The organism is Janthinobacterium sp. OK676 (assembly GCF_900103595.1).
GTDB lineage: Bacteria > Pseudomonadota > Gammaproteobacteria > Burkholderiales > Burkholderiaceae_D > Janthinobacterium.
In genome coordinates this window covers 774,487-788,843 of record NZ_FNHA01000001.1, presented here as the reverse complement: position 1 = coordinate 788,843, position 14,357 = coordinate 774,487, and the positions used below count along the sequence as shown (strand labels likewise).

The following is a 14,357-nucleotide window of genomic DNA, read 5'->3' as shown; positions in this document are numbered from 1 at the left end:
AGCGGTAAGCCAGATTCATGCCGACTTCTTCGCACAGCCTCCGCTCGGAACGTATACCGTAGCAATAGCCAATGATCAGCATGCGGGCCATGAGCTCGGGATCGACTGATGGTCGACCGGTATGACTGTACGACTGAGCCAAGTTCTCGCGAAACTCGGTCAGGTCGAGGTACTGATCCACCGCTCTCAGTAGATGGTCTTCGGGAACGTATTCGTTTAGACTAATCAAGACGAACAACTCCCGTTTGGTTTCCTGACGTCCCATCATCGCAGCCTCCGTCTTTTCTTTGCTTAGACAGCGGCAAATCGTGAAGATCGCGTGCTCAACTGGAGTTTTTCAACGCAATAGGCCGGTTGCCGTCGTTGACCGGTTGAATCCGCAGCCGATAGCCGCCCCCCCCCGAGAATAGCAAATTGTCAAACGGAAAACTACACGTATTATTACGCCCGTGCAAATGACTCCCCACGCGCCAGACAGTCGCCGCCATGTCGAAATGCAAGCGGGAACGCCGCTGCCCAGGCCGCCAGCACCGGTATGCCGGTTATCTGGCGCGCCCGCCTGAGCGCTTCCGGACGGCGCCCTGCGGCATGGCCAGTCTGGGCGGTGGCGACGGGTCAGGCGGGTGCGCCATGCGCTCCAGGCCGGTTGCTGCGGCGGCTGCCACTGCTCCACTCGATGCGTGCAGCAGCGCATAGCGTGCCGCTTGCCCTTCGGCCATGGCCGATGCGTGGCAGGTCAATCCGGCCAGCGCGCCACATTCGGCAACCGTGATGGCGCTGCCACTGCGGCAAAGGTCGGATGCCAGGCGGGATGCCGCCTGGCCGCGCAAGGCGTCGGCGACTGGGTGCCTGGACAGTTTGATCCAGGCCTGGAAGCGGCCATGCTGCACTTCCACCACGGCGGCGCTCTGCCAGCCGCGCGCGTCCAGGCGCTGCACATCGGCCTGTTGCAAGCCGTCGAGCAGCAGCAGGCCATGCGGGCCTGCGGGCCGCACGGTGACGTCGTAGCCGCGCGCATTCATGCGCATGAGCCAGGCCAGGCTGCGCAGCAGTTCCAGCCCGCTCCACTGCCGCGTTTCTTGCTTGCCGTTTTTCGCCTCTGCCAGCCTGACGACGAACTGCGCGCAGCCCATTGCCGTCATTTGCCTTCGCACGGCTTCCAGGCTGCGGTCGCGGGCCGGATCAGCGCGGCCAGCTGCTGCGCGTCCAGCACGTTCTGCAGCCTGGGGGCAGGTGCCAGACAGAGCCACAATGCGCTGGCGAGCAGACCCGTCATCATGCCCACCAGCGCGGCCAGCAGGTACTGGCGCTGCGACAGCGTACGGCTGCTGCAGTCGATTGCCTGGGCGCTCTCGCGCGCCGCCTGTTCCGCACTGCGCCAGGCGCTCGTCGCCGCCTCGATCTGGCGCCGGAACTGCTCGCCCTGGCGCGTGCCGTCGAGGCCCAGCTGCTGCATCGTCTGGCGCGCCTCGTCCGTCAGGGCCGCCATCGCCTGCGCCAGCGGTTCCAGGAGCGCCGCCAGCTCCTCGGCGCTGGCCAGCCTGGCCTGGTGCAGCTGCGCCATCCTGCACGCCAGCGCGTCCAGCTGCGCCGTATTCTCGGCAGTGGCCAACTGCCGCAAGGTCTCGCTCTTTGTCATAGTGGACTCCTCGTTTCGCCAATCCCATGGGACTGTATCCGCGTCCCAGATCGCTGCCCTTCATCACTACGCCATCGAGGCGGTAGGACAGGCCCGCCAGGGTGCTGTCATTGCGCTGCGTTACCGGCACCAGGGCCACGCCCACCACTGCCAGGCGCTGCATGAAAGCGGTGAAACTGCCGCAGCCGGTAATGGCGGCATCGCACAGCTGCTGCAGGCGCTGCCGCGTCGAGGCGATGCCGGTGCGCAGGCCTGCCTCGATCTCGCCCCGGCTCGCCGCGCGGCGCGGCGCCTCGACGGAGGGGCGCAACTGCTGCAGGCCGAAGTCGTGTTCGACCGCGCGCATGATGACTTCCTGGCGCCGGTAGTCGTGGCTGTCGCTGGCCACGCCGCCATCGCAGCGCACGCGGTTGACCAGCAGGTGCACGTGTTCATGCAGGGTGTCGGCATGGCGCGTGAGCAGGTACTGGTTGTTGTCCAGGCCCATGCCCGCCAGATAGCGGCCTGCGATCTGCGTCCACTGGGCGTCGGACAGCTGCTCTCCCGGCGCGGCCGACAGCGATACATGCAGCACCGCCTTGCCCAAGCCCGGGCGCAGCTTGCGCACGGCGCCGAATTCCTGCGCCAGTTCGCGCGGCGTGCGGCCGGTCATGTTGGTGTCGATCACGCGCGCGTGCTCCTTGCCCAGGTCATACGCCAGCACGCCGCGAAAGCCGCGTCCCTTGATGGCCTTAGCGATCATCGTCCTGCTCCTTCACTCCCAACAGTGCCAGTCGCAGGCGGCGCGTTTCCGCGATCAGCCGCTGCAGCAGGGCGTCGGCCACGGCGACGCGGCCACCCTCGTTGGCGAGATGGGTCAACTGATTCAGGTTGGACGCCAGGCGGGCCAGTTCCACGTAGTGTTCGCGGTTGACGGCGGCGACGGGCGGCGGGGGCAAGACGCGCGCCAGCGCTGCGGCGCGCAGCCATTGCGCGGGACGCATCTGCATGCGGGCGGCGCGTTCCAGCAGCGCCGCATGTTCGGCGGCCGAGACGCGCACGCCGATGGTGGCGCCACGCACGGCGGCCGGGTCGCCTTTCGGGCGGCCGCCTTGTCGCTTGCGTGGCATGGTCTCGGCGTGCATCGATGCTCCTGGCGTGGTGGGCGAGCGCAGCGAGGATGGCCCCGCAGGGCAAGCCGGTTTGAGCGAAGCGAAAACATGGCTTGCTCCTCGCCAGCCCACGCGCCCGCGGCTCCCCGGTCTTTAATGTAGGCGCGGGCCAGCCGCTTTTCTTACGCGATATCAAACAGCGCGGGCGCTGTCGCGAAACAGGACGACGGCGGATGCGGGTGGACGCACGCCTTGTCGCCCATCGTGGCGCGCAGGCGACAGGCATGCGTATCGCCGCACCTGTTCCTGCCAGCGCCGCCGCTGGTTTTCTTTCTCCAGGCGGGCGTCGCCGTCAGGCTGGCGGCGTGCCGACGCCGTCGCGCAGGGCGTCGAGATAGTCGGCCCAGCGCTGCATCATGGCGCGGCGCGCAGGCAGGTGCGCCGTGCGGTTGTAGGCGCGCCCGTTCGGGTCGATGACGCTGTGCGCCAGCTGGTGCTCGATCAGGTCCACGCGCTCCTGCAGCACTTCGTCGAGGATGGTGCGGGCCATGGCGCGGAAACCGTGGCCGGTCATGACTTCCTTGGCATAGCCCAGGGACCGCAGCGCCGCGTTGATGGTGTTTTCGCTCATGCAGCGCTGGCCGCCGCGCAGGCCGGGAAATACGTAGCGGCCTTCGCCGGTGACAGGCTGCAGCGCGCGCAGGATCGCCACGGCCTGTGTCGGCAGCGGCACCAGGTGTTCGAGCTGCATTTTCATTTTCCTGGCCGGGATGCGCCACTCGGCGGCATCGAGATTGATTTCGCTCCATTCGGCGGCGCGCAGTTCGCCGGGACGCACGAACAGCATGGGCGCCAGTTTCAGCGCCGCCACCGCCGTGACGTGGCCCTGGTAGCCATAAATGGCGCGCAGCAGCGGCGCGACATCGCCCGGTTCCGTCAGTGCCGGATAGTGCGTTCTCGGCACCGGCGTCAATGCGCCTTTCAGGTCCGCCGTGACGTCGCGCTCGACGAGGTCCATCGCCACGCCGAAGCGCAGCACCTGGCCGCACAGCTGCTTGATGCGGTGCGCCGAATCGATCGCGCCGCGCGCCTCGACGCGCTGCACCACGCGCAGCACGTCGCGCGGGCGGATGGTGTTGAGCGGCATCTTGCCCAGGTAGGGGATGACGTCGCCTTCGAGCCAGTTGCCGACTTTCTTTTGCGTGCTGGCGCTGCCGTTGCGCTGGATGGTGAGCAGCCACTGGCGCGCCAGCTTGTCGAAGGTATTCAAGGCGGCGCTGCGCTGCTCGGCCTTCTGCGCGCGCTTGACGGCGTTCGGATCGATCCCTTCGGCCAGAGCCTTGCGCGCGTCTTCGGCCTTGCGCCGCGCCTGGGCCAGGCTCACGCGGGGGTAGACGCCGAACGCCAGCGTTTTTTGCTTGCCTGCATGGCGGTAATTCATGCGCCAGTACTTGCCCGTACGGGTGACCAGCAGGTACATGCCGTACAGGTCGGGATATTTGTCGCCGCTGGGCGTGCCCTTGTAGACGGCATGGCGGATAAGCAGATCGGACAGTGGCATGGCGCACTCCCTGATGGTATTTTTTTAGAGAAAATCCTAAATCCAGCAAAAAGTACCAACAAAGTTCATCGCTTTTAATGTACGCCGATGGACGCGAATGGACAACAAAAAACCCGCTCTCCTATGACGGAGGCGGGTTTTTGGACGTTCTTGGATTTTTACGGCTGAGTTCTTGGTGCCCGGAGCCGGAATCGAACCGGCACGCCCTTACAGGCGGGAGATTTTAAGTCTCCAGTGTCTACCAGTTTCACCATCCGGGCAGCGCGGCAAGATTCTAGCACAGGTGATGCTCAATACGCCATCTTGTGCCTGAGCCACGCTGTCCGGTTTATCTACCCGCCATCAAAACGTCGCCTTGAACTGCACCCCATACGTGCGCGGCTCGTTGACGATGCCCGTCAGGTTGTCGAAATCGATCGCGCCCAGCGACTGGATCTGGTTGGTGATGTTGCGCCCGTATGCGGAGACTTCGTATTTGTCCCATTTGTAGCCGACGCGCAAGCCGCCTTCGAGCAGTTCCTTGGCCTTGTATTCCTTCGCTTCATACAGGAAGAAATTGTAGCTGGTGCGATACGCCCAGTCCGTGTAGGCGTAGAACTCGCCATTGGCCAGGGGAATGCTGTACTTCAGGGTGAAGTTGGTTTGCCATTCCGGCGCGCGCGGCAGCGGGTTGCCGTCGATGTAGGCCGTGCCCTTGAACGGGCCCAGCGGGTCGGTGACGGTGCAGCCGCTGGCCGGGTTGTTTTGCGCGTTGCCGCAGCTTTGCACGAACAGCTTCTTGTCCTGGATTTCCGTGTGGTTGTAGCTGCCGCCCAGGGTCATGCTGAGCGAATCGCTGAGGTTGGCCTGGAAATCGAGTTCCACGCCACGGCCCGTGGCCTTGTCGGCGTTGATCAGCTGGTTCATGTTGACCGCGCCGCTGCCGGCCGTCAGTTGCTTGTCCTTGACCCGGTACTGGAAGACGGCCAGGCTCAGGCGCGCGCGCTTGTCGAACAGGTCTTGCTTGATGCCGGCCTCGACGGACAGGGCTTTTTCGGCGCCCGCAAACGAAGGCCGGTCGGCCAGGCCGTTCAGGCGGCCCTGCATCGACGGAGCGCGGTAGCCGGTGGCGATGCGCGCATAGGCGTTCGTTGCCGGCGTGAGCACATAGGTGCCGCTCAAATCCCAGCTGACGTTGTGCGAAGTGTCGTGCAGGTCGAAGGGGCCGGCCGTGGTCGCTTCCACGCGCTTGGCCGAGAAATCCTTCTTGTCGCTCGTGTAGCGCAGGCCGGCGCGCAGTTTCAGGGCGTCCGAGACCGTGTAGTTGAGCGAGCCGAAGGCCGCGTACGATTTCGAGCTCTGGTTTTGCGTGGCGTAGGCGCTGTTTTGCGGATTGCCGGGCGCCAGGCTGTCAAAGCTGATGCTGTCGATCCGGATATCTTCCTTGAAGTAGAACAGGCCGGCTATCCATTGCAGCGGGCCGCGGGCAGACGATTCGGCGCGGAATTCCTGCGAAATCTGCTTGTGGTTGGGGATCACGTCGGCCGTTTCCACGACGAAGGGGATGTAGCCTGGGCCCATCGGCGGCGCGTACACGGCGCCATAGCCGCCGTCGACGTCGGCGCGGCTGAAGAAATCGAGTTTTTCGTAGCCGGTGATCGAATGCAGGGTGACGCCGGGCAGGTCCCATTTCAGGCGCATGCTGCCGCCCTTGGTTTTCAGGTGCTGGCGGTTGATGCCGTCGGTCGGATAGTTATCGTAATCAAAACCGTCGACCAGGTCGTTGGTCCCCTGCTTGAGAATATTGGCGCGGAACAAGGTGGCCGTGCCGTCGAGGTTGCGCGCGTGCACGTTGAACAGGGCCGTGAAGTCGCGCGTGGGCTTGACCAACACCTGCAGGCGGGCGGCGCTGTCTTCATAGCCTTCGAAGTCGCGCGTGCCGGTGGCGCGCGGGTTGTGCACGCGGTCGTCGCGGCGCTGGGTCTGGCCGGAAAAACGCAGGGCCACGGTGTCGCTGACGGGCACGTTGAAGGCGCCTTCCAGATTCTTCATGCCATCCTTGCCGAAGCCGCCGCTCAGGTAGCCTTCCGTCTTGAAGACGGGCTTGGCGGAATCGAACTTGATCACGCCGGCCGGCGAGTTGCGGCCGAACAAGGTGCCTTGCGGCCCGCGCAGCACCTCGACCTGGTCGACGTCAAACACGGGAAAACCCTTGAGCATGGCGTTTTCCTGCACCACGTCATCCATCACCAGGCCCACCGGCTGCGAGGCGTTCAGGTCGAAGTCGGTATTGCCCAGGCCGCGAATGTAGAAGCGGGGGAAGGTGCGGCCATAATCGGACTCGACGGAGACGCTGGGCGAGCGGCTGTTGAGGAAGCGGATGTCGGCGCCGCCGGCCGTCAGGGTGTCGAGCTTGTCGCCCTTCAGGGTGGCGATGGACATCGGCACGTCCTTGATGTTTTCCGCGCGCCGCTGCGCCGTCACGATCACCGTTTCCAGCTGGCCAGGACCGGCCTGTGCCGCCGGAGCGGCAGGCGCGTCGGCCACTGGCGCCGGGACGCTGTCCTGCGCCATTGCCTGTAGAGGAAAGGCGGCAGCGATTGCCAGGGCAATCAGGGTGTGGCGTACTGTGCTGGCATGCGGTGTCATCATGAAACGGCTCCTGTCGGTCGAGGTTATTGGGGGCATGCAAGCTGGCGCTGGCCAGCTGAACGAAAAATCATGCTAGCACGGAAAGTTTTGGTATTCATGCCATTTTCCAGCGGCGACTATTCATATCCGTTTCGACTGAATGCACAAAAAAAATCGTATTTGTCGTCAATATCTGGCGGGTGCATAGTGGAGTGCCGTCAGGCTTGTGCGGGCGCAAAAACGGGCGGCTATGGCGATGGGGTTTCCTGCGGGAGCGCAAGAAGAGCGATGGTTTTTGCGGTGCTGCCCGTGCCAGGGCACTGGAAATACAACAGCTGCCGCGGATTTTTTTGGGGGAGGGGCGTGTTGTTGCCGCGCTACAGGGGAGGCGCCGCCGGCGGCTATCTCCTCGTGCAAGTGACGCCAGGCATGTGGCCGCATGCCCGGTTTGCTCAATTAAAACTCTTCCCAGTCGCCGGCCGTCACGGCTTCCGCTTGTACGGAACGGTGTTTTGCCGGTGCGGGCTGGCGCTTGACGCTGCTGCTGGCCGGCGCCGGTACCAGGCGCAGCGGCTTGTGGCTGGCACGTGCTGGCGCTGATACTGGCGCGGACGCCGCCACGTGGCTGTCGTGCGTCTTGAAGATGCTCACGGTTTGCACCAGGTGGCTGGCCTGGTCGCGCAAGGATTCGGCCGCGGCCGCCGCTTCTTCCACCAGCGATGCGTTTTGTTGCGTGACGCTGTCCATCTGCGTCACGGCCTGATTGATCTGCTCGATGCCGGCCGACTGTTCCTGGCTGGCCACCGTGATTTCAGCGATGATGTTGCTGACGCGGGCGACGCTGGCGACCACCTCGGACATCGTCGTGCCCGCCTGCGCCGCCAGCCGGGAACCGGCATCGACGCGGCTCACGGAATCGTCGATCAGCGCCTTGATTTCCTTGGCCGCGCTGGCGCTGCGCTGGGCCAGGCCGCGCACCTCGGTGGCCACGACGGCGAAGCCGCGGCCCTGTTCGCCGGCACGCGCCGCTTCCACGGCCGCATTCAGGGCCAGGATATTGGTCTGGAAGGCGATGCCGTCGATGACGCTGATGATGTCGACGATCTTGCGCGACGATTCGCTGATCAGCTCCATGGTGCCCATCACTTGTCCCACCACGGCGCCGCCCTTGCTGGCGACGTCCGATGCCGTTGTGGCCAGCACATTGGCTTCGCGGGCATTTTCCGCATTCTTGCGCACGGTGCTGGTCAGTTCTTCCATCGAGGAAGCGGTTTCTTCCAGTGAACTGGCTTGCTGTTCCGTGCGCAGCGACAGGTCGTTATTGCCGGTGGAAATTTCCTCGGCGGCCAGGGAAACCGTGTCGGAATCCTGGCGCACGGACGACACGACCGTGGTCAGCGACTCCTGCATGCGCTGCAGGGCCGACAGCACGCTGAGGTTATCGTTCTGTGCAACGCTGAGTTTGCCTGTCAGGTCGCCGGCGGCAAGCAGGCTGACGGCGTCGCACAGCTGCTTCGGTTCGGCGCCCAGCGCCTTGAGCAGGCTGCGCGTGATGAGCCAGCCGGCCAGGCCCGCCAGGACGATGGACAGCAAGCTGGCGCCGATGAGGATATTTCTGTTGAGAATGTAGCGTTCGTTGTCTTCCTGCAAGATGATGGCGGAACGCTGGTCCGTCAGGGCGAAATATTCATTGCTGGCGGCGACGAGGGCGGCCAGCAGCGGACGGCATTCCTCGTTCATCTTGACGATGGCCTGTTCGTTTTTCTTTTGCAGCGCCAGGTCCACGATGCCCAGCGCCACGGGAGCATAGCGCTTTTCGATGCCGTCGATCTTGTTGATGATGGCGCGCACGTCGTCCGACACCCCTGGCTGCTGCGCCAGCTGCAGCAGCTGCTGCATGTTCTTGACGACGTCGGCATGCGCCTGCAAGACCTGCTTGCGTTCGATTTCCAGGTCTTCCGGCTTGGTCACGAGCACCAGATTCCTGGCCGCCACGGCACGCATGTCGATCGCATCACGTACGCGGTGCGCCGTGTTGGCGCGGGCCGTGATGCCGTTGACATACTGGTCAAAGCCCGTGTTGAAGGTGGAAAAACTCCGCACGGACAGGGTCGAGATGCCGATGAGGAAAAAGACCAGCAGGCCGAAAGCCAGAGTGAGCTGGGTGCGTACGGTGAATTTATCCATGATGTCTCTCCCAAAATACGTGTGACGATTAGAAAGGGGGCTTGCGCGGGGCGGGCAGCAGGCGCTTGCCTGGTAGCCTGTCGTTCCCTGCGCAGTGCTTCTCTATCCAAAACACGGATTCGTGGTGTGAGGATCGCTTTACTTGAAAACCAATTTCAATGATTTATTTGTTTTATTTATTAAATTCATTGTTGCACAAAAAATTCAGTAGATCAATCAAATTTTTCGTGCCAAAAAACAACTTTTCGACATGGAATGCTTGTTCAAGCGGGTATCGGCGTACCTTGGTGAAAGGTCATCTGCCAGCGGCCGTCGCGCCACTTCCACAGCGAACTGCGCAAGCTGGCGCTGGCGGGCAGGGCGCCCATGGCGTGCCGTTGCGAACGGTAGGTAACGAAGGCAACATCGTGTGCCAGCAAGCGGGCCTGGAAATCGCTGATGCTGCGCGGGCAAAAGTCTTCCGCCGGCAAGTCCGCCAGGGTGGCCGCGCGCGTCCAGAGCGTGCCCGAGCTGCCGAATTCGACGAACTCGTCGGCCAGCAGTGCCGCCACCCTGGCGCTGTCGGCGCGCACGGCCTGGCTTTGCAGCGCCGCTTCCAGCGCCTGCAGCTGCGCCGCCAGATCCGTGGCGTCCGGCCTTTTCGATCCCGTCATCAGATGGGGAACGCGCCCGCGCCCGATACATTCAGGCTGGCGACCTTGTCGCTGGAAAAATACTTGATTTGTCCCAGGCCGATGGCGTAACAGCCGTCAGCCAGCGCGGTGATGGGTCCCGTCAGCTTTTCACCGCTGACCAGGGTGACGACCCAGGGTGTGGTGGCCGGTTTGGCCGCGTGGGCGAGTGCGTGGTGTACCAGGTCAGTCATGCTGCCTCCAAAGGAATGTGGGTGGGCAGATGATAGCAGTGCGCGGCCGTTTTACGCGTCGGCCAGCAGATTCTTCGGCAGCGCCACCGACGTGAGTTTCCAGCTCCACAGGCCGTCGCGCGTCAGGGTCAGTTCGCCGATGTGGCTTTTGCTGTGGGCGCGCTGCACGACGACGCTGTTCCAGGAGGTGTAGCTCAATTTGTAGTCGGGCTTGGTGTTGCGTTGGCGGCCGCTGATGTCGCTGACCTTGGCGAGCGGTTTTTCATAGCGGTCATTGAGCTTCATCAAGGCGACGATGCCTTCGGGCATCAGCATGGTGTCGAGCAGGGGATCGATGACGTCGGGATTGATGTCGTCGGCCACTTCCGGCGCCGAGAACAGGGCATGCAGTTGCTGCCCCAGGCTGCCGCGCAGCTGCGGCAGGTCGATCTGCTCGGCCAGCGCCTGCGTATCTTCCTCCATGGTTGCCGCACGGATCTTGTTCATGGTGACATACGGGCTGCCATAGAAGACGCCGGCCAGCGCGACCAGTACCGCTACAGCGAGAAGCATCATTCTTTTCATCTGCGATCTCTCGGATCCCTGGGACCCCGTGCGCCTGAAGTGTTGGCATTCTACATAATATTTCTCAAAATCAATATAGTGGTTTAGGTAAGTGTTGTTTTGGATCAAGTTTTCTCAGAGTAATTCTGGCGGCAAGGTAATGTCCGTCAGTTTCCAGTCCCAGATGCCGTGGCGGCGCAGCAGGAACTGGCTGGCGGCGGGGCCGGCGCCGCTACGTCGCAGCACCACCTCATTCCACGAACGGTACGCCATGCCGAAGTCGTGGCGCTTGCCGTCCGCTCCCTGCTTGCCGTGCATGATCAATGTCGTGATGCCGGGGGGCGAGACGATGGTGTCGAGCATTTCCTTGAAATCGTCTTCATTGGCTGTCTCGCCGGCCGCCCGCAGCTGGCGCGCCACGCTGGCCCGCACGGCGGGCAGGTCCGCCTGCTGCGCCAGGTTTTCCAGGCGCACGGATTTCGCCGCGATGCTGATGCGGTACATGGCGATGTAGGGGCTGACCCAGGTGAAGCCGATGGCGGCAACGCCAAAAATGATCGCGGTGGCGTACTTTCTTTTCATGTTCCGTATTTTTGTATGAGCTGTGCCGCCGTGATTTTACCCGGCCAGGCATGGCGGATGGTGTAGCATTCGTGCCGGCGCGGACCATCGCGCCGCAATATTGAGGACAACCATGAATATCACTATCAATCAGGTGCTGCAGTCGTATATCGACCCGCTCACCGCCAGCGAGTACGCGGCGCTCGAGCGCAGCTTGCTGGCCGAAGGCTGCCGCGATGCGCTGGTGCTGTGGAACGACGTGCTGATCGACGGGCATAACCGCTACGCCATCTGCCGCCAGCACGGCATCGAATTCAAGACCATCCAGAACACCAGCTTTAGCTCGCTCGACGACGTCATGCTGTGGATGATCGACAATCATTTGGCGCGCCGCAGCGTGTCGGACTTCCAGCGCGGCGTGCTGGCCTTGCGCAAGAAGGAAATCGTCGCCGCGCGCAGCCCGGCACCCGTCAGCGCGGCCGATGCGCCCGAAGGCGAAAACGCGCCCAAGCCCCCCATGAGCACGCGCGAAGAGGTGGCCAAGGCGGCCCGCCTGAGCAGCAACCAGATCAGCCAGATCGAGAAGATCCAGAAGGCCGCTTCGCCGGAACTGGTGGAAGCCGTCCGTTCGGGCACGATCTCCATCAATGCGGCGGCCACCGTGGCGTCCCTGCCGCCGGAAGAGCAGGTGGCGGCCGTCGCCGGTGGCAAGAAGTTATTACGCCAGGCGGCCAAGGAAATCCGCGAACAGCGCGCCGCCACGCGCACGCCGCGCGAGCCGAAAGTCCACGTGTCGCAGGATACGCCGGAAACGGGCAACGAGCCGTGGGCCGAGAATGCAGCCCAGGCGCCGTCCGAAGCGGAGCGCCTGCGCGGCGAGATCGCCAGCCTGAAACAGAAGGTGGCGCAGCTGCAGGCGGAAAATGTGGAACTCAACCAGCGGATTGCCACCCTCATCGACGCATCCTGATTATTGGAGTAGTGCATGCCAGCTCGCCGTGCCTTGTTCGCCGCTATCGCCTGCGGCGCCGTCGCCGCTCCTCCCGTGCTGGCGGCGCCCGCCGTTTCTGTCACGGACATGGCCCGCTGGCAGGCGCAGGCCGCCCATGTCAGCATCGCGCGCGACACCTGGGGCGTGCCCCATGTGACGGGCAAGACGGATGCGGATGCCGTCTTTGGCCTGATGTATGCGCAGGCCGAGGATGATTTCCCCCGCGTGGAACTCAATTACATCAACGCCATGGGGCGCCTGGCGGAAGTTGAGGGCGAGCGGGAGCTGTACCGCGACCTGCGCATGAAACTTTTCATCGATCCGCTTGAGCTGCAGGCGCAGTACCGCGCCAGCCCGCCGTGGCTGCGCAAGTTGATGGATGCGTTCGCCGATGGCCTGAATTTTTACCTGGCCACGCATCCGCACGTCAAACCCAGGTTGATCACGCATTTCGAGCCGTGGATGGCCCTGAGTTTCAGCGAGGGCAGCATCGGCGGCGATATCGAATCGGTCAAACTGGCGCAGCTCGAAGCGTTTTACGGCCAGCAGGCCAGGCCCGCCACCGTGGCGCTCGCCAGCGTGGAAACTGGCTTGGAGCCTGAACCGAGCGGCTCGAACGGCTTCGCCATCGCGCCCGCGATCACGAAAAATGGCCATGCACTGCTGATGATCAACCCGCACACCTCGTTCTACTTCCGTCCCGAAGTGCAGGTCACCAGCGGCGAAGGCCTGAATGCTATGGCGCCGTCACCTGGGGCCAGTTTTTCGTCTACCAGGGTTTCAACGACCGCCTCGGCTGGATGCATACCTCGGGCGGCGGCGACGTCATCGACGAATACCTGGAAAGCATCGTCGACAAGGATGGCGCGTGGTTCTACCGCTATGACGGCGGCCTGCGCCCCTTGAAAGCCGTGCCGATCACCTTGCCATATAATATAAACTGGCGAACGGCGGCATGGGCTCGAAAACCATCACCGTCTACTACAGCCACCACGGCCCCATCGTGCGCGCGCAGGATGGACGCTGGGTGGCCGTGCGCCTGATGAACGAACCGTTGAAGGCGCTCACGCAGTCGTACGCGCGCACCAAGGCGCGCGATTACGCGGCGTTCTACCAGGCCATGGAACTGCGCACGAATTCGTCGAACAATACCGTGTACGCGGATGCGGATGGCAATATCGCCTACTTTCATGGCAATTTCATCCCCGTGCGCGACCCGCGCTTCAACTGGAAGCAGCCCGTCGACGGCAGCGACACGGCCACGGAATGGAAAGGGCTGCACACGGTGGCGCAGACCATCACCCTGTTCAATCCGAAAAATGGCTGGATACAGAACACGAACAATTGGCCGTATTCGGCGGCCGGCGCCAACAGCCCGCGCCAGCAGGACTACCCCGCCTACATGTCCGTGTATGGCGAAAACGCGCGCGGCCTGCACGCCGTCAAGGTCTTCCAGAATAAAACAGGTTTTACCCTCGACAGCCTGATCGCCGCCTCGTACGACAGTGAACTGACGGCGTTCGAAGCGCTGCTGCCGCCGCTGTTCGCGGCCTACGATGCGCTGCCTGAGGGCGATGCGCAAAAGCTGGCGCTGGCCGACAAGGTGGCTCTGCTGCGTGCCTGGGACTGGCGCTATGCGCTGACGTCCACCGCCACCTCGCTGGCCGTATTCTGGGGTCAGGAACTGGCCGAACTGGCGGGCAAGCAGGCGCGCGAGCAGGGCGTGCCCGTGGTCGATTTTCTGGCGACCGAGGAGGTCACGGCGGCGCAGCGGCTGGCGGCCCTGGCGACGGCGGCGGACAAATTGCAACGCGATTTCGGCAACTGGCAAACGCCGTGGGGCGAAATCAACCGCTTCCAGCGCCTGACGGGTGACGTGGTCCAGCCCTTCGACGATGCGCGAGCCAGCTTGCCGGTGCCTTACGCGTCAGGCAACTGGGGCGCGCTGGCCGCGTATGGACAGAGCAGCAAGAGTACCACGCGCAGGATTTACGGCGAGCGTGGCAACAGCTTTGTCGCGGCCGTGGAATTTGGCCCGCGCGTCAGGGCGAAAAGCATCCTCGCCGGTGGCCAGAGCGGCGACCCGACATCGCCCCACTTCAAGGATCAGGCGGCCATGTATGCGCGCGGCGAGTTCAAGGAGGTGTTGTTCTATCCCGAGGACGTAAGCAGGCACCTGGAGCGCAGGTACCGGCCGGGGGAGTGATGTTGGTGGTGCGTCGGATTACGCCCTTGCGGGCTAATCCGACCTACGCTACATGTTGCATGTAGGTCGGATTAGCGCAGCGTAATCCGACAAGCACCGCATT

General features: G+C 63.6%; 14 protein-coding genes, 1 tRNA gene and 2 pseudogenes. 4 read left to right on the top strand and 13 right to left on the bottom strand.

Translation table 11 applies throughout. The features are described from left to right. The 13 genes and pseudogenes from BLU39_RS03575 to BLU39_RS03525 all read right to left on the bottom strand — a co-directional run. On the bottom strand, window positions 1-268 hold a 268-nt coding region (locus BLU39_RS03575), incomplete at its 3' end, for a transposase (RefSeq protein WP_139178141.1). A gap of 274 nt (window positions 269-542) precedes the next feature. Beyond that, complete coding sequence (locus BLU39_RS29245) at window positions 543-1,142, bottom strand: DNA-primase RepB domain-containing protein (RefSeq protein ID WP_368087018.1); 600 nt, start codon at window positions 1,140-1,142, stop codon at window positions 543-545. Continuing rightward, window positions 1,139-1,489 carry a hypothetical protein gene (locus BLU39_RS29240; RefSeq protein WP_368087017.1) on the bottom strand — a complete coding sequence of 117 codons (351 nt, stop codon included), beginning with the start codon at window positions 1,487-1,489 and terminating at the stop codon, window positions 1,139-1,141. Before BLU39_RS29240 ends, BLU39_RS29245 begins: the two co-directional genes overlap by 4 nt. A gap of 172 nt (window positions 1,490-1,661) precedes the next feature. After that, window positions 1,662-2,381: pseudogene (locus tag BLU39_RS29235) on the bottom strand (relaxase/mobilization nuclease domain-containing protein); the annotation flags it as partial. Continuing rightward, a complete protein-coding gene (gene mobC, locus BLU39_RS03565) occupies window positions 2,371-2,763 on the bottom strand; it encodes a plasmid mobilization protein (protein WP_092709758.1) in 393 nt (130 codons plus the stop codon). The gene mobC and the pseudogene BLU39_RS29235, both read right to left, overlap by 11 nt. Window positions 2,764-3,082: 319 nt before the next feature. Continuing rightward, on the bottom strand, window positions 3,083-4,291 hold the full coding sequence (locus BLU39_RS03560) for a tyrosine-type recombinase/integrase (RefSeq protein WP_092709755.1): 1,209 nt from the start codon (window positions 4,289-4,291) through the stop codon (window positions 3,083-3,085). Between the two features lie 173 nt (window positions 4,292-4,464). Beyond that, window positions 4,465-4,551, bottom strand: a tRNA-Leu gene (locus BLU39_RS03555). An 82-nt stretch (window positions 4,552-4,633) separates the two neighbouring features. Then, window positions 4,634-6,919 (bottom strand): TonB-dependent receptor, encoded by a 2,286-nt coding sequence (locus BLU39_RS03550; protein WP_092709943.1) that lies wholly within the window; start codon window positions 6,917-6,919, stop codon window positions 4,634-4,636. Between the two features lie 438 nt (window positions 6,920-7,357). After that, window positions 7,358-9,088 (bottom strand): methyl-accepting chemotaxis protein, encoded by a 1,731-nt coding sequence (locus tag BLU39_RS03545; RefSeq protein ID WP_092709751.1) that lies wholly within the window; start codon window positions 9,086-9,088, stop codon window positions 7,358-7,360. Window positions 9,089-9,351: 263 nt separating this feature from the next. Further along, window positions 9,352-9,741, bottom strand: a complete 390-nt coding sequence (locus tag BLU39_RS03540; RefSeq protein ID WP_092709748.1) for a nuclear transport factor 2 family protein — start codon at window positions 9,739-9,741, stop codon at window positions 9,352-9,354. Further along, window positions 9,741-9,953 (bottom strand): hypothetical protein, encoded by a 213-nt coding sequence (locus tag BLU39_RS03535; protein WP_092709745.1) that lies wholly within the window; start codon window positions 9,951-9,953, stop codon window positions 9,741-9,743. Before BLU39_RS03535 ends, BLU39_RS03540 begins: the two co-directional genes overlap by 1 nt. A gap of 51 nt (window positions 9,954-10,004) precedes the next feature. Beyond that, on the bottom strand, window positions 10,005-10,508 hold the full coding sequence (locus BLU39_RS03530) for a DUF2939 domain-containing protein (RefSeq protein ID WP_175539198.1): 504 nt from the start codon (window positions 10,506-10,508) through the stop codon (window positions 10,005-10,007). A gap of 123 nt (window positions 10,509-10,631) precedes the next feature. Further along, window positions 10,632-11,078: a DUF2939 domain-containing protein gene (locus BLU39_RS03525; protein ID WP_092709737.1), complete on the bottom strand. Its 447-nt coding sequence runs from the start codon at window positions 11,076-11,078 to the stop codon at window positions 10,632-10,634. A gap of 112 nt (window positions 11,079-11,190) precedes the next feature. On the opposite strand from BLU39_RS03525, the gene BLU39_RS03520 reads away from it, so the two are divergent. The 4 genes and pseudogenes from BLU39_RS03520 to BLU39_RS28855 all read left to right on the top strand — a co-directional run bounded on the left by BLU39_RS03520 (window position 11,191) and on the right by BLU39_RS28855 (window position 14,254). Beyond that, window positions 11,191-12,027, top strand: a complete 837-nt coding sequence (locus BLU39_RS03520; protein WP_092709734.1) for a hypothetical protein — start codon at window positions 11,191-11,193, stop codon at window positions 12,025-12,027. 15 nt (window positions 12,028-12,042) lie between these two features. Further along, window positions 12,043-12,954: a penicillin acylase family protein gene (locus tag BLU39_RS28865; RefSeq protein ID WP_368087015.1), complete on the top strand. Its 912-nt coding sequence runs from the start codon at window positions 12,043-12,045 to the stop codon at window positions 12,952-12,954. After that, window positions 12,840-13,091, top strand: a pseudogene (locus tag BLU39_RS28860) (penicillin acylase family protein); the annotation flags it as partial. The gene BLU39_RS28865 and the pseudogene BLU39_RS28860, both read left to right, overlap by 115 nt. Further along, on the top strand, window positions 13,004-14,254 hold the full coding sequence (locus BLU39_RS28855) for a penicillin acylase family protein (RefSeq protein WP_254788877.1): 1,251 nt from the start codon (window positions 13,004-13,006) through the stop codon (window positions 14,252-14,254). The pseudogene BLU39_RS28860 and the gene BLU39_RS28855, both read left to right, overlap by 88 nt. Window positions 14,255-14,357: the final 103 nt, after the last annotated feature.

What these genes read in the sequence shown, in the direction of transcription:
- BLU39_RS03550 (WP_092709943.1), bottom strand. Translation starts at nt 6,919, where the DNA reads ATGACACCGCATGCCAGCACAGTACGCCACACCCTGATTGCCCTGGCA.
- BLU39_RS03545 (WP_092709751.1), bottom strand. Translation starts at nt 9,088, where the DNA reads ATGGATAAATTCACCGTACGCACCCAGCTCACTCTGGCTTTCGGCCTG.
- BLU39_RS03525 (WP_092709737.1), bottom strand. Translation starts at nt 11,078, where the DNA reads ATGAAAAGAAAGTACGCCACCGCGATCATTTTTGGCGTTGCCGCCATC.
- BLU39_RS03520 (WP_092709734.1), top strand. Translation starts at nt 11,191, where the DNA reads ATGAATATCACTATCAATCAGGTGCTGCAGTCGTATATCGACCCGCTC.
- BLU39_RS28865 (WP_368087015.1), top strand. Translation starts at nt 12,043, where the DNA reads ATGCCAGCTCGCCGTGCCTTGTTCGCCGCTATCGCCTGCGGCGCCGTC.
- mobC (WP_092709758.1), bottom strand. Translation starts at nt 2,763, where the DNA reads ATGCACGCCGAGACCATGCCACGCAAGCGACAAGGCGGCCGCCCGAAA.
- BLU39_RS29240 (WP_368087017.1), bottom strand. Translation starts at nt 1,489, where the DNA reads ATGGCGGCCCTGACGGACGAGGCGCGCCAGACGATGCAGCAGCTGGGC.
- BLU39_RS03535 (WP_092709745.1), bottom strand. Translation starts at nt 9,953, where the DNA reads ATGACTGACCTGGTACACCACGCACTCGCCCACGCGGCCAAACCGGCC.
- BLU39_RS03540 (WP_092709748.1), bottom strand. Translation starts at nt 9,741, where the DNA reads ATGACGGGATCGAAAAGGCCGGACGCCACGGATCTGGCGGCGCAGCTG.
- BLU39_RS29245 (WP_368087018.1), bottom strand. Translation starts at nt 1,142, where the DNA reads ATGACGGCAATGGGCTGCGCGCAGTTCGTCGTCAGGCTGGCAGAGGCG.
- BLU39_RS28855 (WP_254788877.1), top strand. Translation starts at nt 13,004, where the DNA reads ATGGGCTCGAAAACCATCACCGTCTACTACAGCCACCACGGCCCCATC.
- BLU39_RS03560 (WP_092709755.1), bottom strand. Translation starts at nt 4,291, where the DNA reads ATGCCACTGTCCGATCTGCTTATCCGCCATGCCGTCTACAAGGGCACG.
- BLU39_RS03530 (WP_175539198.1), bottom strand. Translation starts at nt 10,508, where the DNA reads ATGATGCTTCTCGCTGTAGCGGTACTGGTCGCGCTGGCCGGCGTCTTC.